The sequence below is a fragment of the Ectopseudomonas khazarica genome (genome assembly GCF_004521985.1).
GTDB lineage: Bacteria > Pseudomonadota > Gammaproteobacteria > Pseudomonadales > Pseudomonadaceae > Aquipseudomonas > Aquipseudomonas khazarica.
In genome coordinates, this window is record NZ_SBHZ01000001.1 from 312333 (window position 1) to 337362 (window position 25030).

Here is a 25030-nt window from a genome sequence, read left to right on the forward strand (position 1 = left end):
TCTCCAGGATTCAGCGGGTGGATTTGGCGACAATCGCCTGCCTGTTGGTAAAAGCCCTTTTAAAACAGACAGATGGATGATCCATGCTGCAGCTCGTTCTGGTCTCGGGAGGGCATGCCAGGAGCGATTGACTCGGCCTTATCCGGTAACGACCTGAAGGGAGGCGTACATATAAGGAAAGAGTTTGAGGGCGCGCTCGGTTTTCTCGCCTGCCGGCTGACCTCTCAGGGAGGACGTCATACGACGACAGGTGTGGTGGCTGGTTGAGTTGTGTACAATTGGCCGAATATTTTTCTGATGTTTTTTCGCTCGGAGCTTGTCAGCTACCGGGTAGAACACAGTAGAGTCGCAGTGTCGCCGACTCTCATTGACGCGAGCCAGAATGAACGATCAATTGCAGCCACTGAAGAAGCAGCCGCGTGCGGGCAAGAGCAGCCGTAGCGGGACTCAGGACGATGTCGTATATGCCCATATCTTCGATGCCATTCTCGAGCAGCGCCTGGCGCCAGGCACCAAGCTGAGCGAAGAGGCCCTGGGCGAGATCTTCGGTGTCAGTCGCACCATCATTCGCCGTGCCCTGTCGCGTCTGGCCCATGAAGGGGTGGTGCTGCTGCGGCCGAATCGCGGTGCGGTAGTGGCCAGCCCCAGCGTCGAGGAAGCCCGGCAGATCTTCTACGCACGCCGACTGGTGGAGCGCGCGATCACCGAGCTGGCCGTCGAGCATGCCACGGCAGAGCAGCTCGCCGAGCTGCGGCAGATGGTCAAGGACGAGCAGGACAGCTTCTCCCGGGGGGACCGTGGCGCCGGCATCCGCCTGTCCGGCGAGTTCCACCTGAAGCTGGCCGAGGCCGCGCGTAACGCGCCGCTGGTGAGCTTCCAGCGCAGCCTGGTATCGCAGACCTCGCTGATCATCGCCCAGTACGAAAGCGGCAGCCGCTCGCATTGCTCGTACGATGAGCACAACCAGCTGATCGACGCCATCGAGGCACGCGATGCCGAGCGTGCGGTGCACCTGATGATGCACCACATGGACCATATCGACAGCAAGCTGAACCTGGACGAGGAAAGCGCTTCGGATGACCTGCACGCAGTGTTCTCGCACCTGCTGCAGACCAAGAAGAAGCCTGGGCGGAACGCGGCCAACCGCTGATTGGATGTGCTGGATACGAAAAAAGCCCCGATGTTCGCGCATCGGGGCTTTTTTGTCGGGCGGGCGTGGCAGGCCAGCGATGCGCAGCTGAGCTGATCGCCGGCAAGCAGGCTCTCCTGCGATCGTGTCGCGTGGTGAACATCTCGCGCCGCGCATTGCCGACAGCCTGATCGCGGATGGATCCGCTGCGACGAAAGCGCTCGGGTGCCGGCCTCAGCTGCGCTGGTGCACCGATACGCCGGCGGCGAAGGTTTCCTTCACGGCGCGATCGTCACCGAGCATGGTCAGGGCGAACAGGCGCTCTTCCAGGCTTCTGGCCTGCTGCATGCGGTAGCTGATCAGCGGCGTGGCGTTGTAGTCCAGCACCAGGAAGTCGGCATCCTTGCCCGGCAGGAAGTTGCCCAGCCGGTCGTCCAGGTACAGCGCGTTGGCGCCGCCCAGGGTGGCCAGGTACAGCGACTTGAAGGGGTCGAGCTTCTTGCCCTGCAGCTGCATCACCTTGTATGCCTCGTTCAGCGACTGCAGCTGGCTGAAGCTGGTGCCGGCGCCGACGTCCGTACCCAGGCCGACGCGGACGCCGTGTGCTTCCAGCTTGTTCAGGTCGAACAGGCCGCTGCCCAGGAACAGGTTGGAGGTCGGGCAGAAGGCCACTGCCGAGCCGGTTTCGGCCAGGCGCTGGCACTCCTCGTCGCACAGGTGCACGCCATGGGCGAACACGGCGCGCGGGCCGATCAGCCTGTGGTGGTCGTAGACGTCCAGGTAACCCTTGCGCTCGGGGAACAGCGCCTTGACCCACTCGATCTCCTTGCGGTTCTCGGACAGGTGGGTGTGCATGTACAGGTCCGGGTATTCGCCGAGCAGCTTGCCGGCCAGCTCCAGCTGCTGCGGCGTGCTGGTCGGGGCGAAGCGCGGGGTGACGGCGTAGTGCAGGCGGCCCTTGCCGTGCCAGCGTTCGATCAGCGCCTTGCTCTCGGCGTAGCCGGTTTCCGCGGTATCGGTCAGGTAGTCCGGGGCGTTGCGATCCATCAGCACCTTGCCGGCGATCATGCGCAGGTTGAGCTTGTCGGCTTGCTCGAAGAAGGCGTCCACCGACTGCGGGTGCACGCTGCCGAACACCAGGGCGGTGGTGGTGCCGTTGCGCAGCAGCTCCTTGAGGAAGATCGCCGCCACGTCGCTGGCGTGGGCCTTGTCGGCGAACTGTTGCTCGGTGGGGAAGGTGTAGGTCTCGAGCCAGTCCAGCAGTTGCTCACCGTAGGAGGCGATCATGCCGGTCTGCGGGTAGTGGATGTGGGTGTCGATGAAGCCGGGGGTGATCAGCGCATCGCGGTAGTGCTGTACCTCGACACCGGCCAGTTTCGGCAGCAGCTCGGCGGCAGCGCCAACCTGGGCGACCTTGCCATTCTCGATCAGCAGGATGCCGTCCTCGAAGTACTGATAGGACTGTTCCACGCCGACCACGGCCGGGTCGGCCAGGCTGTGCAGGATGGCGGCGCGGTAGGCTTTGACGGTATTGCTCATCGTTCGAATCTCATGGGTTGATCAATGCTGTGCGCTGGCCACGGGGCGAGCGCGAGCGGTCGTCGCGTCTCCCGGCGGGGAGGCGAGTAGAACTCATGCGTCCCCGGGTGAACAGCGTTGTGGCTGGGGTGCGCCTTGCGCACCGGAAAATCGGGGCAATCAGGAGCGGCGCGACGCCGGCAGCAGCCTGGCCACGCTGGATTCGCCTTTCTTGACCTTCTGGCCGGCCGTCTTTTCACCAAACAGGGCGTTGTAGGTGGCGATCACCTCGCCGGCGATGGACACGGCGATCTCCACCGGCAACTTGCCCTTCACCTCGGGCAGACCCATCGGGCAGCGCATGCGTGCCATGAGCGGCTCCTCGAAGCCGCGCTCGCGCAGGCGGTGCTCGAACTTGACGCGCTTGGTGCGGGAGCCGATCAGGCCGTAGTAGGCGAAGTCGCCGCGTTGCAGGATCGCCGCGGTCAGCTCCAGGTCGAGCTGATGGTTGTGGGTCATGACGATGTAGTAGCTGCCGGGCGGCATGTTCTCCACCTCGTCGACCACCTCGTCGTTGACGATCTTCTGCACGTTGGCCGGGATCTGCTCGGGGAACTCGTTCTCCCGCGAGTCGATCCAGCGCACCTTGCACGGCAGGCTGGCCAGCAGCGGCACCAGCGCACGGCCGACATGGCCGGCGCCGAACACGGCGATCTGCGCCTGGGGCTGGCCCATGGGCTCGAACAGCAGCACGGTGGCGCCGCCGCAGCACTGGCCGAGGCTGGCGCCGAGGGAAAAGCGCTCCAGGCGGGTGTCCTGGCTGCGGCTCTCGAGCATTTCACGGGCCATCTGCATGGCCTTGTACTCCAGGTGGCCGCCACCGATGGTTTCGAAGATGCGCTCGGCGGTGACCACCATCTTCGAGCCGGCGTTGCGCGGGGTCGAGCCGCGCTCCTCGATGATGGTCACCAGCACGCAGGCTTCGCCCTTGTCTTGCAGGTCGGCGAGGGCACTGATCCAGCTCATTTGCTCAGCCTCCAGGAAGGCGTGGTCTGTCCCGGGCGCGGCAGGCGCCAGTTGCTCGGCGACGGCTCGAGAATCGGCTCCGGTGTCGGGCGCGCGGGTGGATTGTTCGGCTCGGTGTGTCTTGTCATTGTTGTACACCTGTTGCGTTTTTCGATTGAAGCACTTGTCGTAGGAGCCGGCTTGCCGGCGATCCTGAGGCGCGGATCGCCAGCAAGCCGGCTCCTACAGGTCAGGCCGGCTCGGCCTCGGTGGCACTGGCCGCCTTGGCCTGAGCCTTCAGCTTGCGCATCTGCTCCACCCCCCAGAGCACGCGCTCGGGCGTGGCCGGGGCGTCGATCTGCGGTTGCACCTGGTAGTCGGCCAGGCTGGCCACGGCGTCCTTCAGGGCGCACCAGGCCGCGATGCCGAGCATGAACGGCGGCTCGCCGACGGCCTTGGAATGGAACACGGTGTCTTCCGGGTTCTTGCGGTTCTCCACCAGCTTCACGCGCAGGTCGATGGGCATGTCGGCGATGGCCGGGATCTTGTAGCTGGCCGGGCCGTTGGTCATCAGCTTGCCCTTGGCGTTCCACACCAGTTCCTCGCAGGTCAGCCAGCCCATGCCCTGGACGAAGGCCCCCTCGACCTGGCCGATATCGATGGCCGGGTTCAGCGAGTCGCCGACGTCATGCAGGATGTCGCCACGCAGCATGCGGTATTCGCCGGTCAGGGTGTCCACCAGCACCTCCACGCAGGCCACGCCGTAGGCGTAGTAGTAGAAGGGGCGGCCGGCAGCCTTGTCGCGGTCGTAGTAGATCTTCGGCGTGCGGTAGAAACCGGTCGAGGACAGCGATACCTGGCCGAAGTAGGCCTTCTGGATCATTTCCTCGAACGACAGGAAGTGATCGCGCACCCGTACCTGGCCATTGCGGAACTCGATGTCTTCCGGCGTGACCTTGTAGTCGCGCACCAGGAAGTCCACCAGGCGCTGCTTGATGGTCTCGGCGGCGTTCTTCGCCGCCATGCCGTTGAGGTCGGCACCGCTGGAGGCTGCGGTGGGCGAGGTGTTGGGCACCTTGTCGGTGTTGGTGGCGGTGATCTGGATGCGCTCGATATCGACCTGGAAGACCTCGGCCACGACCTGCGCGACCTTGGTGTTCAGGCCCTGGCCCATCTCGGTGCCGCCGTGGTTCAGGTGGATCGAACCGTCGGTGTAGATGTGGATCAGCGCACCGGCCTGGTTGAGGAAGGTGGCCGTGAAGCTGATGCCGAACTTCACCGGGGTCATGGCCAGGCCTTTCTTCAGCACCGGGCTCCTGGCGTTGAAGGCGCGGATTTCCTCGCGGCGTTTGGCGTACTCGCAGCTTGCCTCCAGCTCGGCGGTCATCTCGTGGATGACGTTGTGCTCGACGGTCTGGTGGTAGTGGGTGACGTTGCGCTCGGTCTTGCCGTAGTAGTTGCGCTTGCGCACTTCCAGCGGGTCCTTGCCCAGGCTGCGGGCGACGGCGTCCATCACTTCCTCGATGGCGACCATGCCCTGCGGGCCGCCGAAGCCGCGATAGGCGGTGTTCGAGGCGGTGTTGGTCTTGCAGCGATGACCGTTGATGGTGGCGTTGCCCAGGAAGTAGGCGTTGTCCGAGTGGAACATGGCGCGGTCGACGATGGAACCGGACAGGTCCGGCGAGTAGCCGCAGTTGCCGGCCAGGTCCATCTCGATGCCGTGCAGCAGGCCGTCGTCATCGAAGCCGACGTCGTACTCGACATAGAAGGGGTGGCGCTTGCCGGTCATGCTCATGTCTTCCATGCGCGGCAGGCGCATCTTGGTCGGCCGGCCGGTGAGGTGCGCGATCACCGCGCACAGGCAGGCGGGGCCCGCGGCCTGGGTTTCCTTGCCGCCGAAACCGCCGCCCATGCGACGCATGTCGATGACGATCTTGTTCATCGGCACGCCGAGCACCTCGGCGACCAGCTTCTGCACCTCGGTGGGGTTCTGCGTCGAGGTGTAGACCAGCATGCCGCCATCCTCGGTGGGCATGACCGAGGAAATCTGCGTTTCCAGGTAGAAGTGCTCCTGGCCGCCGATGTGCAGCGTGCCCTGCAGGCGACGCGGGGCGCTGGCCAGCTGGGCAGCCGAGTCGCCGATGCGGTGGGTGTGGCTGGCGAGGACGAAGTGCTGCTTGCGGTAGGCCTCGACCACGTCGAGCACCGGCTCCAGGTCCTCGTACTCGACGATCGCGGCCATGGCCGCCTTGCGTGCGGTTTCCAGGCTGTCGGCGGCCACTGCCAGTACCACCTGGCCGACGTACTCGACCTTGCCGTCGGCCAGCAGCGGGTCGCCGGCGACCACCGGGCCGATATCCAGCTGGCCCGGTACGTCATCCTTGGTGATGGCGATGGCCACGCCCGGAATCTCGTAGCAGGGGCGGGTGTCGATGCGCACGATGCGCGCGTGGGCACGGTCGGACTGGCGTGCGTAGACGTGCAGCTGGTTGGGGAATTCCAGGCGGTCGTCGACATAGACCGCTTCGCCGGATACGTGCTTGTCCGCACTCTCGTGCTTGACGCTGCGGCCCACGCCGCTGGTCATGCCGGCGCGAAACAGTGCGGCCAGCTCTTCCTGGGATTTGTGTTCGATATGACTGGACATCTTCGCCTCCAAAACTTCGCATGCCGCCGGACGGGCCGGCGGCGGATCAATTCACTGCACGCTTACGCGTAAGCGGTAACCCGGGTTTCGATCTCGGGTGACTGCTGTTCCAGGAAGAACTTGCGCAGCAGGTTCTGGGCAGTGAGCAGGCGGTATTCCTTGCTGGCGCGGAAATCCGACAGCGGGGTGAAGTCTTCACTCAGCGCCTCGCAGGCGCGTTCGATCACGCCTGGATACCAGGCCGAGCCGACCAGGGCCGCTTCGCAGGCGCTGGCGCGTTTGGGGATGGCGGCCATGCCGCCGAAGGCGATGCGCGCTTCGCTCACCACGCCGTCGACGAGGGTCAGGCTGAACGCCGCGCAGACGGCGGAGATGTCGTCGTCGAGGCGCTTGGACACCTTGTAGGCGCGGAACGCCTGGTTCGCCTGCTTGCGTGGCACGATGATCTTCTCGATGAACTCGGCTTCCTGGCGAGCGGTCACCTTGTAGTCGAGGAAGTACTCCTGCAGCGGCAGGATGCGCCGGTTGTTGCCCTGGCGCAGGGCGATCTGCGCACCCAGGGCGATCAGCAGCGGCGGGGCGTCGCCGATGGGCGAGGCGTTGCCGATGTTGCCGCCCAGGGTGCCCTGGTTGCGGATCTGCAGCGAGGCGAAGCGGTGCAGCAGCTCGCCGAAGTCCGGGTATTCGTGCGACAGCGCTGCGTAGCAGTCGGACAGCGCGGCGGCGGCGCCGATCTCGATGGCACTGTCGGTCACTTCGATGCGCTTCATGTCTTCGATATGGCCGACGTAGATCATCACCGGCAGTTCACGGTGGAACTGGGTGACTTCCAGGGCCAGGTCGGTGCCGCCAGCCAGCAGGCGCGCTTCGGGGTTGGCGGTATAGAGGTCGGCCAGGTCGGCCACGGTCAGCGGTACCAGGCAGCGCTTGTCGCCACTGTTGAGTTCGGCGGTTTCACGCGGGGTGATGGCCTTGAGCTGGGCGACGGTGTCGCTCTCGAAGGCATCGAACTGGTCCGGCTGCTTCTGGCAGCAGGCCTGCTCGGCGGCGTCGATGATCGGGCGGTAGCCGGTGCAGCGGCACAGGTTGCCGGCCAGGGCCTCCAGCGTGGCGCCCTTGTCGTAGCCACTGGCGCCCGACGCGGCCTGGTTCTTCTGCAGGGCGAACAGCGACATGATGAAACCGGGGGTGCAGAAACCGCACTGCGAACCGTGGCAGTCGACCATCGCCTGCTGCACGCTGTGCAGCTTGCCCTGGTGCTTGAGGTCTTCGACGGTGATCAGTTGCTTGCCGTGCAGGCTGGAGACGAAGGTCAGGCAGGAGTTGAGCGTGCGGTAGCGCACGCGCTCCCCGATCAGTTCGCCGACCACCACGGTGCAGGCGCCACAGTCGCCGGAGGCGCAGCCTTCCTTGGTTCCGGTCTTGCCGACGTGTTCACGCAGGTAGTTGAGCACGGTGACGTTGGGGTCCAGGGCATGCTCGGTACGCAGCTCCCGGTTGAGTAAAAACTGGATCAAGGACGACCTCCAGGCACTTTATTGTTATGAATCGGTTGGCCGCCAGTGAAATGCACGCGTCGCAAGGCGCTGGCGCGGTTGCCAATAGGGGCAATCTAGAGATTTCTGACTTTTGGGTCAACAAATATTTGACCTGGCGGTCAGCTGTTTGTCATGCGTTTCGGTTATGAGCGGCTGATGCAGAAAGCGTAGCGACTTTCATGCCAGTGAAGGGCGCTGGCACGGGGCCTGGAGAGGGGGAGGCGGTGTGAACCAGGAGAGGGTTGCGCGCATGGCGTGCGGTGCAGCAAAACAGCCCCGGGCGCTTGTGCGGCCGGGGCTGGCTGGGGCGAGCGATGCTCAGGTCAGCTGCGATTCGCTCAGCTGGTGTTCCTCGCCGGCGTAGTAGGCGCGCACCTTGGGGTCCATGATCGCGCGCCACAGTGGCGGAAAGAGGGCGAGCACGATCATTCCGGCATAGCCGTTGGGGAGTTGCGGGCTGTCGTCGAAATGGCGCAGCACCTGGTAGCGCCGCTTGGCGTAGGCGTGGTGGTCGGAGTGGCGCTGCAGGTGGAAGAGGAACAGGTTGGTCAGCAGGAAGTTGCTGTTCCACGAGTGATGCGGCGTGGTGCGCTCGTAGCGGCCGTTGTCCAGTTTGCGCCGGTGCAGGCCGTAGTGTTCGACGTAGTTGACGATCTCCAGCAGGGTGAAGGCCATCAGCGCCTGGCCCAGGAAGAACAGTGCGCCCAGCCAGCCGAAGGCCAGGCTGAAACCGAGCAACAGCAGCGCACTGATGGCGTACCACCAGATCAGCTCGTTGCGCCAGTGCAGGGCAGGCAGGCCGCGGCGCTGGAGGCGCTCGGCCTCCAGCCTCCAGGCATTGAGGAAGTTGTGCTTGTAGGCATGTGGCAGGAAGGCGTACAGGCTCTGACCAAACCGCGAGGACGAGGCGTCTTCCGGCGTCGAGACATGCACATGGTGGCCACGCACGTGCTCCACCTTGAAGCCTGCGTAGCACACCGCTGCCAGCAGCAGGCCGCCGGCGTTCTGTTCCAGCGCCGCATCCTTGTGAATCAGCTCGTGCGAGACAGTGATGCCGATGGCGCCCATCACCGTGCCCACCGAGAGTACCCAGCCGAGCTGGCCGACCCAGCTCCAGCCCGCGTAACTGACGAATATCCAGGCGCTCCAGACCAGCATCGCCAGCAGCATCGGCACCGTCGCCAGGCTCAGCAGGCGATAGTAGCCCTGGGCTTCCAGGGCTGGTACCTGGTCGCGCTCGTCCGGGTTGGCCGGGTCGCGGCCCACGACGAAGTCGAGCAGCGGAATCACGCCGAACACCACCGTGATCACCAGCCAGGCCCAGGCGTCGGCATGAGCGCTGCCCAGCGACCAGTGGTAGCTGAGGGGGATGCCGAGCACCGGGATCAGCCAGATCCAGTAGCCGACCTTCTTCAGGGCGAGCATCCAGTGCGAGGGAAGTCTTTCGAACATGCCGGTCTCCGTCTGATTGTTGTTATGAACTGACATGTAGGATTGTAGGACAATCAGTTTTTGTGACCATGGCTTCATGGCCGACCTTTAGAACGGAAAGCACATGCTGCGGACGCTTGGCCCGGTAACACCCTGTGTTACACTCGCCGCCAGATTTTCTTGCTTCCGCCCAGCCGTGGCGGGGCCCCCAGACTCGACCGCCTGCCCGCTGTATCGACGCACATAAGGAATGTCATGACGTTCAAGGCCCCGGACAGCCTCGCCGAGCAAATTGCCCACTATCTGGCCGAACGCATCATTCGTGGTGAGCTCAAGGAACGTGAGCGCATCCAGGAGCAGAAGGTCACCCAGGCCCTGAATGTCAGCCGTGGTTCGGTGCGCGAGGCACTGCTGATTCTCGAGCGTCGCCACCTGATCGTGATCCTGCCGCGCCGGGGTGCCCAGGTCAGCGAACTGACTGCACATCACGTCACCAGCCTCTATGCGCTGACCATCGAGCTCTACGCCATGCTGGCCCGCGCGGTGATCGAAGGGTGGAAGGTGGAAACCGACCTGGCGCCGTTCATCGACATCCAGCAGCGCCTGCTGGACAGCCTGCAGCGTGGCGACATCGGCGCCTTCGTCGAGAACAGCTTCGACGTCATGCGCGCGGCCTTTCCCTTCGCCGACAATCCCTACCTGCAGGAAACCCTGGAGAACCTGTTGCCGGCCATCAGCCGCACCTATCACCTGGCGCTGGAGCGCCGCAAAGGCGAGATGGGCCAGTTCATGGGCACCTTCGCCAGCCTGCTGCAGGCGATCGTCGGGCGTGACCACGAGCGTGCCCGCGAAGTCCTGCAGGCCTACGGTCAGCACAACTGCCAGCTGGTGCTGGCGACCCTGGCGGAGCGCTAAGCCCCGATGCGCCTGAAGAGCATCAAGCTGGCCGGCTTCAAGTCCTTCGTCGATCCGACGACGGTCAGCTTTCCCAGCAACATGGCGGCGGTTGTCGGGCCCAACGGTTGCGGCAAGTCCAACATCATCGACGCCGTGCGCTGGGTGATGGGCGAAAGTTCGGCGAAGAACCTGCGTGGCGAGTCGATGACCGACGTCATCTTCAACGGCTCCAACACGCGCAAGCCGGTGACCCAGGCGTCCATCGAGCTGATCTTCGACAACAGCGACAACTCGCTGGTGGGCGAGTACGCCGCCTTCGCCGAGATTTCCATCCGCCGTCGGGTCACCCGCGACGCGCAGAACACTTACTTCCTCAACGGCACCAAGTGCCGTCGCCGCGACATCACCGACATCTTCCTCGGTACCGGCCTGGGGCCGCGCAGCTACTCGATCATCGAGCAGGGCATGATCAGCAAGCTGATCGAGGCCAAGCCCGAGGAACTGCGCAACTTCATCGAGGAAGCCGCCGGCATCTCCAAGTACAAGGAACGCCGCCGCGAGACCGAGAATCGCATCCGCCGCACCCAGGAAAACCTGGCGCGCCTGACCGACCTGCGCGAGGAACTGGAGCGCCAGCTCGAGCGCCTGCACCGGCAGGCCCAGGCCGCGGAGAAGTACCAGGAATACAAGGCCGAGGAGCGTCAGCTCAAGGCTCAGCTGCTGGCGCTGCGCTGGCAGACCCTGAACCAGGAGGTCGGCAGCCGCGAGCAGGTGATCGGTGACCAGGAGGTGGCCTTCGAGGCCCTGGTGGCCGAGCAGCGCAGTGCCGATGCCAGCATCGAACGCCTGCGCGACGGCCATCACGAGCTGTCCGAGCGTTTCAACCTGGTGCAGGGCCGTTTCTATTCCGTGGGCGGCGATATCGCCCGCGTCGAGCAGAGCATCCAGCACGGCCAGCAGCGCCTGCGCCAGTTGCAGGACGACCTGCGCGAGGCGGAAAAGGCGCGCCTGGAAACCGAGTCGCACCTCGGCCACGACCGTACCCTGCTGGCCACCCTGGGCGAGGAGCTGGAGATGCTCCTGCCCGAGCAGGAGATGACTGCCGCCGCCGCCGAGGAGTCCGCTGCCAGCCTGGAGGAAGCCGAGACCACCATGCACGGCTGGCAGGAGCAGTGGGACAGCTTCAACCAGCGCAGTGCCGAGCCGCGTCGCCAGGCCGAGGTGCAGCAGTCGCGCATCGCCCAGCTGGAACAGAGCCTCGAGCGCCTGAGCGAGCGTCAGCGTCGCCTGGGCGAAGAATTGCAGCAACTGGCCGCCGACCCCGAAGACGCCGCCATTCTCGAACTGAGCGAACAGCTGGCCGCCGGCGAGCTGGAGCACGAGGCCCTGCAACTGGCCGAGGAGCAGCAGGCCGAGCGCCTGCAGCAGTTGCGCGAGGAACTGCAGCAGGCCGGTCAGGCGCAACAGCAGGCACAGGGTGAGTTGCAGCGTCTCGATGGTCGCCTGGCCTCGCTGGAGGCGCTGCAACAGGCCGCGCTGGACCCGGGGCAGGGCGCTGGCGAGTGGTTGCGCGAGCAGGGGCTGCAACAGCGCCCGCGCCTGGCCGAAGGGCTGCGCGTGGAGGCCGGCTGGGAGCTGGCGGTGGAGACCGTGCTCGGCGCCGACCTGCAGGCCGTGCTGCTGGACGATTTTGCCGGGCTGGACTTCTCCGCGCTGGAACAGGGCGAGCTGCGCCTGCTCAGCCCCGCCAGGGGCGGCATGCGCAACGCCGGCAGCCTGCTGGACAAGGTGGAGGCGAGCCACGACCTGTCGCCCTGGCTGGCCGGCGTGCGTCCGGTCGAGTCGCTGGAGCAGGCGCTGGCGGCGCGTGCGCAACTGGCCGAGGGCGAAAGCCTGATCAGCCGTGACGGTTACTGGGTCGGTCGGCATTTCCTGCGCGTACGTCGCGCTGCCGAGGCGGACAGCGGCGTGCTGGCGCGCGCTCAGGAGCTGGAGCGCCTGCAGCTGGAGCGCGAAGAGCGCGAGGCGGCGCTGGCGCAACTGGATGAGCGTCTGCTGGGCCTGCGTGACGAGCAGCGCCGTCAGGAAGAGCAGCGTGAGCAACAGCGTCGCCAGGGCCAGGAGCTTGGCCGCCAACTGGCCGAGCTGAAGGCGCGGCTGTCCGCCAGCCAGGCCAAGGCCGAGCAGCTGGGCCTGCGTCGCCGTCGTCTGCACGACGAGCTGCAGGAAGTGGCCGAGCAGCGTGCGCTGGAGCAGGAGCAGCTCGGTGAGGCGCGCCTGCACCTGCAGGATGCGCTGGATGCCATGGCCGAGGACAACGAGCAGCGCGAGAGCCTGCTGGCCAGCCGTGACAGCCTGCGCGAGCGCCTCGACCGGGTGCGTCAGGAGGCCCGCCAGCACAAGGATCATGCCCATCAGCTGGCGGTGCGCCTCGGCTCGCTCAAGGCGCAGCACGACTCCACTCGCCAGGCGCTGGAGCGTCTGGAAATGCAGGCCGAGCGCCTGCACGAGCGGCGCGAGCAGCTGTCACTGAACCTGGAGGAGGGCGAGGCGCCGCTGGAAGAGCTGCGTATCAAGCTCGAGGAGCTGCTTGAACGGCGCATGGCGGTGGACGAGGAGCTGCGTCAGGCACGCCTGACCCTGGAAGATGCCGATCGCGAACTGCGCGACGCCGAGAAGCGTCGCAGCCAGGCCGAGCAGCAGGCGCAACTGCTGCGCGGCCAGCTGGAGCAGCAGCGCATGGACTGGCAGTCGCTCAACGTGCGGCGCAAGGCCCTCGCCGATCAGCTCGCCGAGGACAATTACGACCTGCACGGGGTGATCGCCACGCTGCCGGCCGATGCCACGGAGAGTGCCTGGGAAGAGGAACTCGAGCGCATGGCCGCGCGTATCGCGCGTCTTGGGCCGATCAACCTGGCGGCGATCGACGAGTACCAGCAGCAATCCGAGCGCAAGCGTTATCTGGATGCGCAGGATGCCGATCTGGTCGAAGCGCTGGAAACCCTGGAAAACGTCATTCGCAAGATCGACAAGGAAACGCGCAATCGTTTCAAGGAAACTTTCGATCAGATCAATGGCGGTTTGCAGGCACTCTTTCCAAAAGTTTTCGGTGGCGGCAGTGCTTATTTGGAACTCACCGGCGAAGATTTACTCGATACCGGTGTAACCATCATGGCGCGGCCCCCGGGCAAGAAGAACAGCACCATCCATTTGCTCTCCGGCGGAGAGAAGGCGTTGACCGCTCTGGCACTGGTGTTTTCCATCTTCCAGCTCAATCCGGCGCCGTTCTGCATGCTGGACGAAGTGGATGCGCCGCTGGACGACGCCAACGTGGGTCGTTATGCGCGCCTGGTCAAGGAGATGTCGGCAACGGTGCAGTTCATCTACATCACCCACAACAAGATCGCCATGGAAATGGCCGATCAATTGATGGGGGTTACCATGCACGAGCCGGGCTGCTCGCGTCTGGTGGCAGTGGATGTCGAAGAGGCACTGGCGATGGTGGAGAGCTGATGCGTCTGCCTGTGTAAAGTTGCCTTTCGTCGTGCTAGCTTATTGCCCACTTTTGTTACACGCGGAAAACGTCAGACAGAACATGGAGTTGGCGCCGCGTTTTATAGTCGAGTCAGGGTCCGATTGATTGGATCTTTTTTTCACCAGAATTTTTAAGGGTCAGGTATTTCATGGAATTCGGTCTGCGCGAGTGGCTGATCGTTATTGGCATCATCGTTATCGCTGGCATTCTGTTCGACGGCTGGCGTCGCATGCGCGGTGGCAAGGGCAAACTCAGGTTCAAGCTGGACCGCAGTTTCGCCAACATGCCGGATGACGACAGTGACCCGGATCTGCTCAGCCCGCCGCGGGTGGTTCAGCGTGACCTCGAGCCACAGCTGGATGAAGACGACCTGCCCTCGATGAGTGCCAAGGACCTGCCGCGCCGTCCGCGTAACGAACCGCAGCAGGGCGACCTCAACCTGGCCGTCGACGAGCCGGTGCCGACCCTGCTCAACCCGGTCGATGACGAGCCCGTCGAACCGAAGAAGCCCGCCAAGCCGGCTGCCGATGCCGCGCCGGTCGAGGAAGTGCTGGTGATCAACGTGGTTGCCCGCGATGATTTCGGCTTCAAGGGCCCGGCGCTGCTGCAGAACATTCTCGAGAGCGGCCTGCGCTTCGGCGAGATGGACATCTTCCACCGTCACGAAAGCATGGCCGGCAACGGCGAGGTGCTGTTCTCCATGGCCAACGCGCTCAAGCCGGGCACCTTCGATCTCGATGACATCGAAGGCTTCAGCACCCGCGCCGTGAGTTTCTTCCTCAGTCTGCCCGGCCCGCGTCATCCCAAGCAGGCCTTCGACGTCATGGTTGCGGCAGCGCGCAAGCTGGCCCATGAGCTGGGCGGCGAGCTGAAGGACGACCAGCGCAGCGTGATGACTGCGCAGACCATCGAACATTATCGCCAGCGCATCGTCGAGTTCGAGCGCCGGCAGTTGACCCAGAAACGCTAAAGAGCAGCGGCAAGCTGCGAGCCTCAAGCTCAAGCCAAGCGCTTGGCTTGGGGCTTTTTTGTTCTTGCCGCTGCAAGTTTGTCGCTTGAGGCTTTATCTGCAATGACCGACGTCGCCCAACGTATATCCGCACTGCGCCAGGAACTGGACGCGCACAACTACCGCTATTACGTGCTGGACGAGCCCAGCGTGCCAGACGCCGAGTACGACCGCCTGTTTCGCGAGTTGCAGGCACTGGAGGCCGAGCACCCGGAACTGGTGACGCCCGATTCGCCGACCCAGCGCGTCGGCGGTGAAGCCCTCGGCGCCTTTGGCGAGGTGCGTCATGAGGTGCCGATGCTCAGCCTCGGCAATGCCTTCGAGGAAGACGACCTGCACGCCTTCGACCGCAGTGTGCAGAGCGGCCTGGGCCTGGCTGGCGGCGACCTGTTCGGCGGCGGTGCCGAGGTCGAGTACAGCTGCGAGCCCAAGCTCGATGGACTGGCGGTGAGTCTGCTCTACGAGAACGGCCAGCTGGTGCGTGGCGCTACCCGTGGCGACGGCAGCACCGGTGAGGACATCAGCAGCAACGTGCGTACCATCCGCAACGTGCCGCTCAAGCTGCAGGGCGAGGGCTGGCCGCAGGTGCTGGAGGTGCGCGGCGAGGTGTTCATGCCCAAGGCCGGTTTCGAGGAACTCAATGCACGCCAGGCCGAGACTGGCGGCAAGACCTTCGCCAATCCGCGCAACGCGGCCGCTGGCAGCCTGCGTCAGCTTGACCCGAAGATCACCGCCAGCCGTCCGCTGGAGTTCTGCTGCTACGGCGTCGGGCAGGTCAGCGGTGAGCTGCCGGGTACCCAGGTGGCCATGCTGCAGCAACTCAAGGCCTGGGGCATTCCCATCAGCCGTGAGCTGAAGCTGGCCAGGGGCGTGCAGGATTGCCTCGCTTACTACCGCGATATCGGCGAGCGGCGCATGAGCCTGGCCTATGACATCGATGGCGTGGTGTTCAAGGTCAACAACATCGAGGACCAGCAGCAGCTGGGCTTCCGTGCACGTACGCCGCACTGGGCCATCGCTCACAAGTTCCCCGCGCAGGAGGAGCTGACCGAGCTGCTCGACGTCGAGTTCCAGGTCGGCCGCACCGGCGCGGTGACGCCGGTGGCGCGGCTCAAGCCGGTCAAGGTGGCGGGCGTGATGGTGGCCAATGCCACCCTGCACAACATGGACGAGGTGGCGCGCCTGGGGGTGATGATCGGCGATACGGTGATCATCCGCCGTGCCGGTGACGTGATTCCGCAGGTGATGGCGGTGGTGCCCGAGCGCCGCCCCGATGATGCGCGACCGGTGCATATCCCCGAGCAGTGCCCGGTGTGCGGTTCGGCAGTGGAGCGTACCCAGCTGATCAAGCGCAGCAAGGGCAAGGAAAGCGTCAGCGAAGGCTCGGTGTACCGCTGCGTCGGTCGCCTGAGCTGCCAGGCGCAGCTCAAGCAGGCGATCATTCACTTCGTCTCGCGCCGCGCCATGGATATCGACGGCCTCGGCGACAAGACCATCGAGCAACTGGTCGATGAAAAGCTGATCGCCTCGCCGGCCGACCTGTACCAGCTGACCTTCGAGCAGATCATCGGCCTGGAAGGCTTTGCCGAGGTGGCCAGCAACAAGCTGCTGGCAGCCATCGAGGCCAGCAAGCGACCGACGCTGGCACGTTTCATCTATGCCCTCGGCATTCCCGATGTCGGCGAGGAAACCGCCAAGGTGCTGGCGCGCTCGCTGGCATCGCTGGCGCGGGTGCGCCAGGCGCTGCCGGAAGTGCTCACCTACCTGCCGGACATCGGTCTGGAAGTGGCGCATGAGATCCACAGCTTCTTCGAGGATGCGCACAACCAGCAGGTCATCGACGCGCTGCTCGGCGCCTGTGGCCTGCAGTTGCAGGAGGAGGGCGAGCTGAGCGCCGAGTTCAGCGCCGTCGCCACCCTCGGTGGCATGCTCGACAAGCTCAATATTCCCAGTGTCGGTCCGGGTGCGACGCAGAAGCTGGCCGAGCGTTTCGGCAGCCTGGAAGCGGTGCTCGGCGGTGACTGGCTGGACATGCGCCAGACGCTGCCGGAGCGGCAGGCCAAGGCCGTGCGTGAATTCTTCGACGGCGAAGGCAACGCTCAGCGCGCCCGTGCCATCGAACAGCAGCTACGTGACTTCGGCATGCACTGGGAAAGCGAGAAGAAGGTCGTCGAGGGGCTGCCCCTGGCCGGGCAGACCTGGGTGCTCACCGGCGCATTGACGGTCAATCGCGATGTGGCCAAGGACAAGCTCGAAGGGCTTGGCGCCAAAGTGGCGGGCTCCGTGTCGGCCAAGACCCATTGCGTGGTGGCCGGGCCCGGCGCCGGATCGAAGCTGGCCAAGGCCAGCGAGCTGGGTATTCAGGTGCTGGACGAAGCGCAGTTCCGCAGTTTCCTGCGTGACAAGCACCAGATCGAACTGGATTGACACCGTAGGGTGGATGGCGCTTTTTCCATCCACCACGGCGATGGAGCGGTTGCGGATGGCCTTGCGTGGCGGTGGATCGGTGAAGCGCGATCCACCCTACGGTCTGGACTGGACGAAGTGCAGGTGTCGAACGCTGAACCTGTAGGAGCCGGCTTGCCGGCGAGCTGATCGGAGAAGCATCGCCGGCAAGCCGGCTCCTACGAAAAGCTTGGCGTCAGCCGGCGAAGCGCTGGTCGAGGTAGGCGATGATCGCCTTGGACTCGTACAGCCAGGTGCTCTGGCCGTTTTCCTCGATGCGCAGGCACGGCACCTTGATGCGTCCGCCCTGTTGTTCGAGGGTCTGGCGATGCTGGGCGTCGTTCTTGGCGTCGCGCAGTTCCACCGGCAGGTTCAGGCGGTGCAGGTTGCGGCGTACCTTGACGCAGAACGGGCAGGCATGGAACTGGTACAGCGCCAGGTCGGCAGTGGCCTGTTCGACCTGGGCCTGAGCCTCGGGGCTGCGCGCCAGCTTGCGCGGACGGCTGATCCAGTCGCCGAACACGACCAGCTGGCCCAGGCCGATGCGAAGGGCTTTTAGCAACATTGTCTCTACTCCTGAAATGCGCACGGCCGTTCACGCGGGTGAACGGCCGTGGTTGTCCGCCGCTTAGCGAACCAGATTGAGGAACTCGCCACGGGTGGCCGGGTTCTCGCGGAACTCGCCGAGCATCACCGAGGTGACCATGGAGGAGTTCTGCTTCTCTACGCCGCGCATCATCATGCACATGTGCTGCGCTTCGATCACCACGGCGACACCCAGGGCGCCGGTGACCTGCTCGATGGCCTCGGCGATCTGCCGGCTGAGGTTTTCCTGGATCTGCAGGCGGCGGGCGAACATGTCGACGATGCGGGCGACCTTGGACAGGCCCAGCACCTTGCCATTGGGGATATAGGCGACATGGGCCTTGCCGATGAACGGCAGCAGGTGATGCTCGCACAGCGAATACAGCTCGATGTTCTTCACCAGCACCATCTCGCTGTTATCGGAGCTGAACAGCGCACCGTTGGTGACCTCTTCGAGGGTCTGCTCATAGCCGCGGCAGAGGTACTGCATGGCCTTGGCGGCGCGCTTGGGGGTATCCAGCAGGCCTTCACGAGAGACGTCTTCGCCCAGTTGGCCGAGGATGGCGGTGTAGTGTTGTTCCAGGGACATGGAGATTCCTGTTGGGTATCGAATGGCGCAGGGTAGGGCGCGAAACGGGGCCTGACAAGTACGTCAGGCGCCTGGAGGGCACCTCCGCCGACTCCCTGCGTCGTTTAAGACCGGCTGGCAGGCCAGCCCGGTCGAATGCTCATCTGCTGCTCGTGCACTGCGAGGGCCTCGTCTGTGTCTGGCAGGCGGTCAATGCCCGTTCACTCGTCGCGGCCGTCCATCATGGTGCGCTTGAGCATCACGTACACCGCGCCGGTACCGCCGTGCTTGGCCAGGCAGGACGTGAAGCCGAGCACCTTGGGGTGCTGGCGCAGCCAGGTGTTGACGTGACTCTTGATCATCGGCTTGCGCCCGTCCATGCGCACCGCCTTGCCATGGGTAACGCGCACGCAGCGGACTTCCAGCTTGGTGGCCTCGGCAAGAAACTCCCACAGCGTATCGCGGGCTTTCTCGACGCTCATGCCGTGCAGGTCGAGGCTGCCCTCGAAGGTGATCTGGCCCAGCTTGAGCTTGCGCATCTGGCCGTCCTGCACGCCATTGCCGGCCCAGTACAGCGGGTCTTCGGCGCCGACGTCGATGACAAACTGATCGGAAAGGCCGTCCACCTTGGTCTCGCCCTGGCTGATGGTCGCTGCCTGGCGCAGGGCGGTGAGCTGCTTGCGATCGGGTTTGGGTTTGCCGGTATCGGCGCGGTCATGCTTGAGCGGCTTGACGCCACGCAGCTCGGCCTGGAACAGGGAAAAGTCGTCGTCTTGCATCGGTGGCTCCGCGAAACAGGCGGCTATCTTACCCAAATGCCAGGCGGTTACGCGCAGAAAGACGGATTCGGCTGGCGATCATCCCGCCCTTTGGTGATGCGGTATCGCACTCAGTCGCGCTTCTTCATCAGGTTCGGTGACAGGCTCAGGTCGCTGGGGCGGCGCAGGCGTCTGCGGCAGCGCCGCCAGAAGGCGATGCCGGCCCAGAGCAGGAACAGACCGAGCAGGAGCAGGACAATGGCTTCGCCGGTCGAGTCGTTGAGCGTGCCCAGTACCGGTGCCCGCCCAGCCAGCGAGGCGACGCCCGCCATCCCCAGAAGAATGCCGAACGCCGCCAGCAACGCGCCCAGACCAGCCCCGATACGCAGGCTCCAGCTTCTCGGCTGGCGCGGGCGCAGGCGGCGTGCATCGAAATCGTCGGACAGCTTCATTCCGATTTCCTCCGGGTTATCGGCGGTGTGACCGGTCGCTTTCTCTGGAGTTCCGCCGCTCTGGCAAGGTTGCGACGTGCGTCAAATCAGCGATTTGCTGTGCGGCACGAGGGTGGCGAAGTTGTCGCCCAGGGCGATCATCTCGATGCGATGGACCTCGGCTGCGGAGATCACGCTGCCGTCCGCAGCGGGCAGGTCGCGAGTTGCGCAGGCCGCGTCGACCAGTGTGCAGCGATACCCGTAGTCCTTGGCGGCACGCACGGTGGTGCTGACGCTGGAGTGGGTCATGAAACCGCACACGATCAGGTCGAGATGGCCGAGCGCCTGCAGGCGGTCGTGCAGTTCGGTGCCGGCGAAGGCGTTGGGCAGGCGCTTCTCGACCACGATCTCGCCGGCCAGCGGAGCGGCTTCCGGCAGGTGGCGACCGCGTGGGCCGCTGGGGTCGAGCAGGCCGCCGGGGATGCCTAGGTGCTTGACGTGCACGATGTCGGCACCAGCGCTGCGCGCGGCAGCCAGCAGGTTGGCGATTTCCGCCAGCGCAGGGTTCAGGCCGGGCAGGGCGAGGACGCCGCTGCGGTACTCCTCCTGGGCATCGATGATCAGCAAGGTCGCATTGTTCAGGCTGGCCGGTGCGTGGCCACGACCGGTGAGCTGGAACATGGTTTGCGGATGGGACATCTCGGGCTCCTGGCTGATGGTGATAATGTGCCATTGTCCGCTTGCCAGCGCGGTCTGTGAACCTCTATCTGCGCCAAAGCTTGCTCAGTACAGATTGCCGGAGCAGAATCGGAACTGCCTTGAAGGACTCAGGGTCGTACGCAAAAGGAGTTGCCATGTCACTTTTGTCGCAGTTTTCCCCGCATTTCTGGCTGTTGTTCTCCATCGCCGTGGCCATTGCCGTGCTGCGCGAGTTGCGTCGTCCCAGTGACGATGGCGATTCCTGGCGCGACAAGCACTAGCCGCGCCGGGAATCGTTCGCCACAGGCCCATGCGCCTGCTGCCTGCTCTGGGCTAAACTTCCGCACTTTTCATCCGGAGGCCGCCCGTGACTGCTCTCACCACCCGTTTACGTACCCTGCGCGACTACATCCGCTGGGCCGTCAGTCGTTTTCAGGCCGAGCAGCTGTTCTTCGGCCATGGCACCGACAACGCCTGGGACGAAGCGCGCCAGCTGGTGCTCGGGGCGTTGCACCTGCCCTGGGAAATCTCCGATGCTTACCTGGACTGTCGCCTCGAGGACGAGGAACACGCGCACCTGCAGGCGTTGCTCAAGCGGCGCATCGAGGAGCGCGTGCCGACCGCCTATTTGCTGGGGGAGGCGTGGTTCTGCGGTCTGCCGTTCGTGGTCGACGAGCGTGTGCTGGTGCCGCGCTCGCCTATCGCCGAGCTGATCGATCGCCACTTCGCCCCCTGGCTGCCGAGCGAACCGGTGCGCGTGCTGGATCTGTGCACCGGCTCGGGCTGCATCGGCATCGCCTGCGCCTACGAATTCCCCGAGGCCGAAGTGGTGCTGGCCGACCTGTCGTTCGACGCGCTGGAGGTCGCCAACCAGAACATCGAGCGTCACGGGCTGGAGGAGCGTGTGTACTGCGTGCAGGGCGACGGCTTCGCCGGTCTGCCGGGCCAGCGCTTCGACCTGATCGTCTCCAACCCGCCTTACGTCGACGCGGAAGACTTCGCCGACATGCCTGCCGAGTACCAGCACGAGCCGGCCATGGGCCTGGCCTGCGGCGACGATGGCCTGGACCTGGTGCGGCGCATGCTGGCCGAGGCTGCCGACCACCTCAGCGAGCGTGGCCTGCTGATCGTCGAGGTGGGCAACAGCCAGGTGCATGTCGAGGCGCTGTACCCCGAGGTGGATTTCACCTGGCTGGACTTCCAGAACGGTGGGCACGGCGTGTTCCTGCTCGCCTCCAAGCAGTGCCGCGACCATCAGGCGCTGTTCCGTTCGCGTATCGGGGCGTGATGGGCGTGCCTGTTCGCCATGCATATCGGCATGGCGTGCACCGCTGATCGCGGCTGAAGCCGCTCCTACAAAAGCGGCGGGGTGATCAGCGCGTAGGGTGGATGTCGCTTCTTACATCCACCGCAACGTTGGCTCGAAACAGCGCGATCCACCCTGTGAGCGACACGCCGATGCAAGTGTGGGAGCGGCTTCAGCCGCGATCCGGGAAGCTCGCCGCTCAAGCGCCTCCCACCACGCGGTGCGCCGCCGGCGTGCTCAGCGCGTGGCGGCGTAGGGTGGATGTCGCTTCTTACATCCACCGCAACGTTGGCTCGAAACAGCGCGATCCACCCTGTGAGCGACACGCCGATGCAAGTGTGGGAGCGGCTTCAGCCGCGATCCGGGGAGCTCGCCGCTCAAGCGCCTCCCACCACGCTATGCGCCGAAGGCGTGCTCAGCGCGTGGCGATCCAGATCAGCAAGCCGGCCTGAAACAGGCTGAAGGCGATGAGGCAGGTGATGGTGAAGCGCAGGCCGGTATCCTCGCGCTTGAGGCGATCGACCCGGTCTTCCAGCTTGCGCAGCTTGACGCTCTGCTCCTGCAGGTTCTGGTCGGCCTGCTGCAGCATGGCGGCGGCGTCCAGCAATTCGATGATCTGCACCTTCTCGGCCTGCCAGTCGCCGTGCAGCGAGCTGACCCGTGGCGCACTGTAGAAAGGCTTGAGCTGCAACGGATCGCTGTATTCGATGGTGAAGCCCTGCGCCTTCAGAGCGTGGTCGCGCCGTTCACGGGCGGCTTCGTTGAAGTTGTCCTTGGTCGGCAGGGCGCCGCCCTCGACCTGATAGTGAGCGAAGTGCTTGCGCGCCCAGGCGATGCCCTGGGCCATGAGGAAGCGCCCGAGGCCGCGATTGGCCGGCTCCACGCTCAGGCCCTTGTCCGGGCCGAAGCGAATTTCCTTGCGCTGGTGGTCGGCCCAGACTTCCAGCAGGTTCTGCTGGCGATGCAGGCGCTGCCCGGGCACCTGCACGGTCAGGCGCAGCAGGCTGAGGTCCTTGGCGTTGCGCTCGACCCGGCCCAGCTGGACGAACCGCAGCGGCCTGGGGCCGGTCTCGCGGTCGACGGGCAGCGGCGCCAGGCGCAGCAGGCTGAACTGTTCCGCCGGCAGCTCAGACCAGGGATGTGGCGCAGCGGGCGTTTCGCTGCCTGCGGCTGCGTCTTCGGGGGCTTGCGCCGCCGGGGCTGGGTTCTCGCTCATGGACGTCCTGTGCGCTTGATCGGGTCATTTTGCAGGTTATCGACCGTTTTTCTCTGCACTGGAGCGAATGAAGGCGACGATCCGCTCGCCCAGTGCACGGGCCAAGGGTAGCTGCGGATCGTCATAGGACGCTAGCTGTTCCTGCCAGGCTGCCGGGGTGATACGCATGACGTGGTTCATGCCGGCGATCATGGCCAGCTCGGCGTCGGGCTTGGCCTGCTTGAGCAGCTCGGCGTTGTCCGGGCTGACCTGGGCGTCGTGGCTGCCCTGGACGATCAGCGCCGGGATGCGCAGTGCGGCGAAGTTCTCCGCCGGATCCTGGCGCAGCAGGCTGATCAGGTAGGGCTGCACGCTGGGGCGGTACACCACCTGCAGGGCTTCGGGCACCTCGGGTTGCAGCGTGCCGCGGATCAGGTTGGCGAGGATGTGCCGGCTCTCGGCGAGGAGAGCGGGCGGCAGGCGCATGGCCAGCTGCATGTCCAGCACCTGGCCGATGGGGTAGGCCGGCCCGGCGATGGATACCAGGGCATCGACCGGGCTGTCGGCGGCGGCGAGGCTGGCGATCAGTGCCCCCTCGCTATGGCCGATGAGGATCACGCGGTCGAAGCGCGGGTCGTCCTTGAGCTGCCTGGCCCAGCCGCTGGCATCGGCGACGTAGCGCTCGACACTGAGGTCGCGCTCATCCGGGGTGGCGCTGCGGCTGGCGGCGACGCCGCGCTTGTCGTAGCGCAGGCTGGCGATGCCGTTGCGGGCCAGTACCTGGGCCAGTTTCTTCAGCGCGTCGTTGTGGCCGCCTTCCGGGTTGTTGCCGTTGCGGTCGGTGGGGCCGGAGCCGGCGATCAGCAACGCGACCGGCAGCGGCTTGTCGCTCTGCGGCAGCAGCAGGCTGCCATGCAGGGTGCCCTGGTCGGTAGCGAGGCTGACGGGTTGTTGGCGAGTGGTGGCGGCCTGGGCCAGGCCGGCGATCAGGGTGAGGGACAAGAGCAGGGCTCGCAGCATGGTGAGGTTGGGGTAGTGGCAGACTGGCATTGGACGCCTGTGACCGCGCAAGGTTCGGGGTGAACTGCAAGGGGCTGGCAGGTATACTCGCCCACCTTGTGAATCGGGCCTGCGCAGCGGCAGGTCGGAGCTGAATCTCGCGGAGCGTCTTCCCATGTCCGGCAATACCTACGGCAAGCTGTTCACCGTCACCACCGCTGGCGAAAGCCATGGCCCGGCGCTGGTCGCCATCGTCGACGGTTGCCCGCCCGGTGTCGAGATCAGCCTGGAAGACCTGCAGCGTGATCTCGACCGCCGCAAGCCAGGCACCAGCCGCCACACGACGCAACGGCAGGAAGCCGACGAGGTGGAAATCCTCTCCGGGGTGTTCGAAGGCAAGACCACCGGTTGCTCCATCGGCCTGCTGATCCGCAATACCGACCAGAAGTCCAAGGACTACTCGGCGATCAAGGACCTGTTCCGCCCGGCTCACGCGGATTACACCTACCACCACAAGTACGGTATCCGCGACTACCGCGGCGGTGGCCGCAGCTCGGCGCGCGAGACCGCCATGCGCGTGGCCGCCGGCGCCATCGCCAAGAAGTTCCTGGCCAGCCAGGGCATCGTCATCCGTGGCTACATGAGCCAGCTCGGTCCCATCGAGATTCCGTTCAAGAGCTGGGACAGCGTCGAACAGAACGCCTTCTTCAGCCCGGACCCGGACAAGGTGGCGGAGCTCGAGGCGTACATGGATCAGCTGCGCCGTGACCAGGATTCGGTCGGGGCGAAGATCACCGTGGTCGCCGAAGGCGTGATGCCGGGGCTCGGCGAACCGATCTTCGACCGCCTCGACGCCGAACTGGCCCACGCGCTGATGAGCATCAACGCGGTCAAGGGCGTGGAAATCGGCGCCGGTTTCGCCTGCGTGGCCCAGCGCGGCACCGAGCATCGCGATGAGCTGACCCCGCAGGGTTTCCTCTCCAACCATGCCGGCGGCATCCTGGGTGGCATCTCCAGCGGCCAGCCGATCGTTGCCCACCTGGCCCTCAAGCCGACCTCCAGCATCACCACGCCGGGGCGTTCCATCGATGTCGACGGCAATCCGGTGGACGTGATCACCAAGGGTCGCCACGACCCCTGCGTGGGCATCCGCGCCACGCCGATCGCCGAAGCGATGATGGCCATCGTGCTGATGGACCACCTGCTGCGTCACCGTGCGCAGAATGCCGAGGTGCGTGTCACCACGCCGGTGCTGGGTCAGCGTTGAGCGACACGCCACGGGCGGCAAGTCGCGGGCGGCTGTGCCGCTGCCTCTGCGTGCCGCTTGAACCCTGC

21 protein-coding genes are annotated in these 25030 nt (G+C 65.3%); 8 read left to right on the plus strand and 13 right to left on the minus strand.

What is annotated here, in order from left to right; all coding sequences use genetic code 11:
- The first annotated feature begins 382 nt into the window (after nucleotides 1-382).
- Nucleotides 383-1150: a GntR family transcriptional regulator gene (locus tag EPK82_RS01350; RefSeq protein WP_037050562.1), complete on the plus strand. Its 768-nt coding sequence runs from the start codon at nucleotides 383-385 to the stop codon at nucleotides 1148-1150.
- A 213-nt stretch (nucleotides 1151-1363) separates the two neighbouring features.
- Here EPK82_RS01350 and guaD read toward each other — a convergent pair whose 3' ends face one another.
- The 6 genes from guaD to EPK82_RS01375 form a co-directional block, all read right to left on the minus strand.
- A complete protein-coding gene (gene guaD, locus EPK82_RS01355) occupies nucleotides 1364-2668 on the minus strand; it encodes a guanine deaminase (RefSeq protein ID WP_134675551.1) in 1305 nt (434 codons plus the stop codon).
- A 159-nt stretch (nucleotides 2669-2827) separates the two neighbouring features.
- Nucleotides 2828-3673 carry a xanthine dehydrogenase accessory protein XdhC gene (gene xdhC, locus EPK82_RS01360; protein ID WP_134675552.1) on the minus strand — a complete coding sequence of 282 codons (846 nt, stop codon included), beginning with the start codon at nucleotides 3671-3673 and terminating at the stop codon, nucleotides 2828-2830.
- Nucleotides 3670-3801 (minus strand): hypothetical protein, encoded by a 132-nt coding sequence (locus tag EPK82_RS25100; protein WP_279634948.1) that lies wholly within the window; start codon nucleotides 3799-3801, stop codon nucleotides 3670-3672. Before EPK82_RS25100 ends, xdhC begins: the two co-directional genes overlap by 4 nt.
- A 101-nt stretch (nucleotides 3802-3902) precedes the next feature.
- A complete protein-coding gene (gene xdhB / locus EPK82_RS01365) occupies nucleotides 3903-6299 on the minus strand; it encodes a xanthine dehydrogenase molybdopterin binding subunit (protein WP_037050568.1) in 2397 nt (798 codons plus the stop codon).
- 62 nt (nucleotides 6300-6361) lie between these two features.
- The gene (xdhA, locus tag EPK82_RS01370; protein ID WP_037050570.1) at nucleotides 6362-7816 is read right to left on the minus strand and encodes a xanthine dehydrogenase small subunit; all 1455 of its coding nucleotides are present in this window, start codon (nucleotides 7814-7816) and stop codon (nucleotides 6362-6364) included.
- A 339-nt stretch (nucleotides 7817-8155) separates the two neighbouring features.
- Nucleotides 8156-9289 carry an alkane 1-monooxygenase gene (locus EPK82_RS01375; RefSeq protein WP_134675553.1) on the minus strand — a complete coding sequence of 378 codons (1134 nt, stop codon included), beginning with the start codon at nucleotides 9287-9289 and terminating at the stop codon, nucleotides 8156-8158.
- 234 nt (nucleotides 9290-9523) lie between these two features.
- Between EPK82_RS01375 and EPK82_RS01380 the strand changes: the two genes are divergently transcribed.
- From EPK82_RS01380 to ligA, 4 genes are all read left to right on the plus strand, one after another.
- The gene (locus tag EPK82_RS01380) at nucleotides 9524-10183 is read left to right on the plus strand and encodes a GntR family transcriptional regulator (RefSeq protein ID WP_134675554.1); all 660 of its coding nucleotides are present in this window, start codon (nucleotides 9524-9526) and stop codon (nucleotides 10181-10183) included.
- Between the two features lie 6 nt (nucleotides 10184-10189).
- Nucleotides 10190-13678, plus strand: a complete 3489-nt coding sequence (smc, locus tag EPK82_RS01385) for a chromosome segregation protein SMC (RefSeq protein WP_134675555.1) — start codon at nucleotides 10190-10192, stop codon at nucleotides 13676-13678.
- A gap of 170 nt (nucleotides 13679-13848) precedes the next feature.
- A complete protein-coding gene (gene zipA, locus EPK82_RS01390) occupies nucleotides 13849-14670 on the plus strand; it encodes a cell division protein ZipA (protein ID WP_037050579.1) in 822 nt (273 codons plus the stop codon).
- A 102-nt stretch (nucleotides 14671-14772) separates the two neighbouring features.
- Entirely contained in the window at nucleotides 14773-17136 is a 2364-nt protein-coding gene (gene ligA / locus EPK82_RS01395; protein ID WP_134675556.1) for an NAD-dependent DNA ligase LigA, read from the plus strand.
- Between the two features lie 214 nt (nucleotides 17137-17350).
- Here ligA and EPK82_RS01400 read toward each other — a convergent pair whose 3' ends face one another.
- The 5 genes from EPK82_RS01400 to EPK82_RS01420 all read right to left on the minus strand — a co-directional run bounded on the left by EPK82_RS01400 (nucleotide 17351) and on the right by EPK82_RS01420 (nucleotide 20195).
- Complete coding sequence (locus tag EPK82_RS01400) at nucleotides 17351-17719, minus strand: glutathione S-transferase N-terminal domain-containing protein (RefSeq protein ID WP_047591510.1); 369 nt, start codon at nucleotides 17717-17719, stop codon at nucleotides 17351-17353.
- Nucleotides 17720-17782: 63 nt separating this feature from the next.
- Nucleotides 17783-18328 carry a GTP cyclohydrolase I FolE gene (gene folE, locus EPK82_RS01405; RefSeq protein WP_037050603.1) on the minus strand — a complete coding sequence of 182 codons (546 nt, stop codon included), beginning with the start codon at nucleotides 18326-18328 and terminating at the stop codon, nucleotides 17783-17785.
- 200 nt (nucleotides 18329-18528) lie between these two features.
- A complete protein-coding gene (locus tag EPK82_RS01410; RefSeq protein ID WP_134675557.1) occupies nucleotides 18529-19086 on the minus strand; it encodes a Smr/MutS family protein in 558 nt (185 codons plus the stop codon).
- A 110-nt stretch (nucleotides 19087-19196) separates the two neighbouring features.
- Nucleotides 19197-19517, minus strand: coding sequence for a hypothetical protein (locus tag EPK82_RS01415; protein ID WP_037050607.1), 321 nt, complete (start codon nucleotides 19515-19517; stop codon nucleotides 19197-19199).
- Nucleotides 19518-19598: 81 nt separating this feature from the next.
- Nucleotides 19599-20195, minus strand: a complete 597-nt coding sequence (locus tag EPK82_RS01420; RefSeq protein WP_037050610.1) for a cysteine hydrolase family protein — start codon at nucleotides 20193-20195, stop codon at nucleotides 19599-19601.
- 155 nt (nucleotides 20196-20350) lie between these two features.
- On the opposite strand from EPK82_RS01420, the gene EPK82_RS25105 reads away from it, so the two are divergent.
- Complete coding sequence (locus EPK82_RS25105; RefSeq protein ID WP_256662970.1) at nucleotides 20351-20476, plus strand: hypothetical protein; 126 nt, start codon at nucleotides 20351-20353, stop codon at nucleotides 20474-20476.
- Between the two features lie 86 nt (nucleotides 20477-20562).
- A complete protein-coding gene (prmB, locus tag EPK82_RS01425; RefSeq protein ID WP_134675558.1) occupies nucleotides 20563-21483 on the plus strand; it encodes a 50S ribosomal protein L3 N(5)-glutamine methyltransferase in 921 nt (306 codons plus the stop codon).
- Between the two features lie 433 nt (nucleotides 21484-21916).
- Here prmB and EPK82_RS01430 read toward each other — a convergent pair whose 3' ends face one another.
- On the minus strand, nucleotides 21917-22717 hold the full coding sequence (locus EPK82_RS01430; RefSeq protein ID WP_037050614.1) for a hypothetical protein: 801 nt from the start codon (nucleotides 22715-22717) through the stop codon (nucleotides 21917-21919).
- Between the two features lie 36 nt (nucleotides 22718-22753).
- Nucleotides 22754-23746, minus strand: coding sequence for an alpha/beta hydrolase family protein (locus EPK82_RS01435; protein WP_134675559.1), 993 nt, complete (start codon nucleotides 23744-23746; stop codon nucleotides 22754-22756).
- 124 nt (nucleotides 23747-23870) lie between these two features.
- On the opposite strand from EPK82_RS01435, the gene aroC reads away from it, so the two are divergent.
- Complete coding sequence (aroC, locus tag EPK82_RS01440; RefSeq protein WP_134675560.1) at nucleotides 23871-24962, plus strand: chorismate synthase; 1092 nt, start codon at nucleotides 23871-23873, stop codon at nucleotides 24960-24962.
- The last annotated feature ends 68 nt before the right edge of the window (nucleotides 24963-25030 follow it).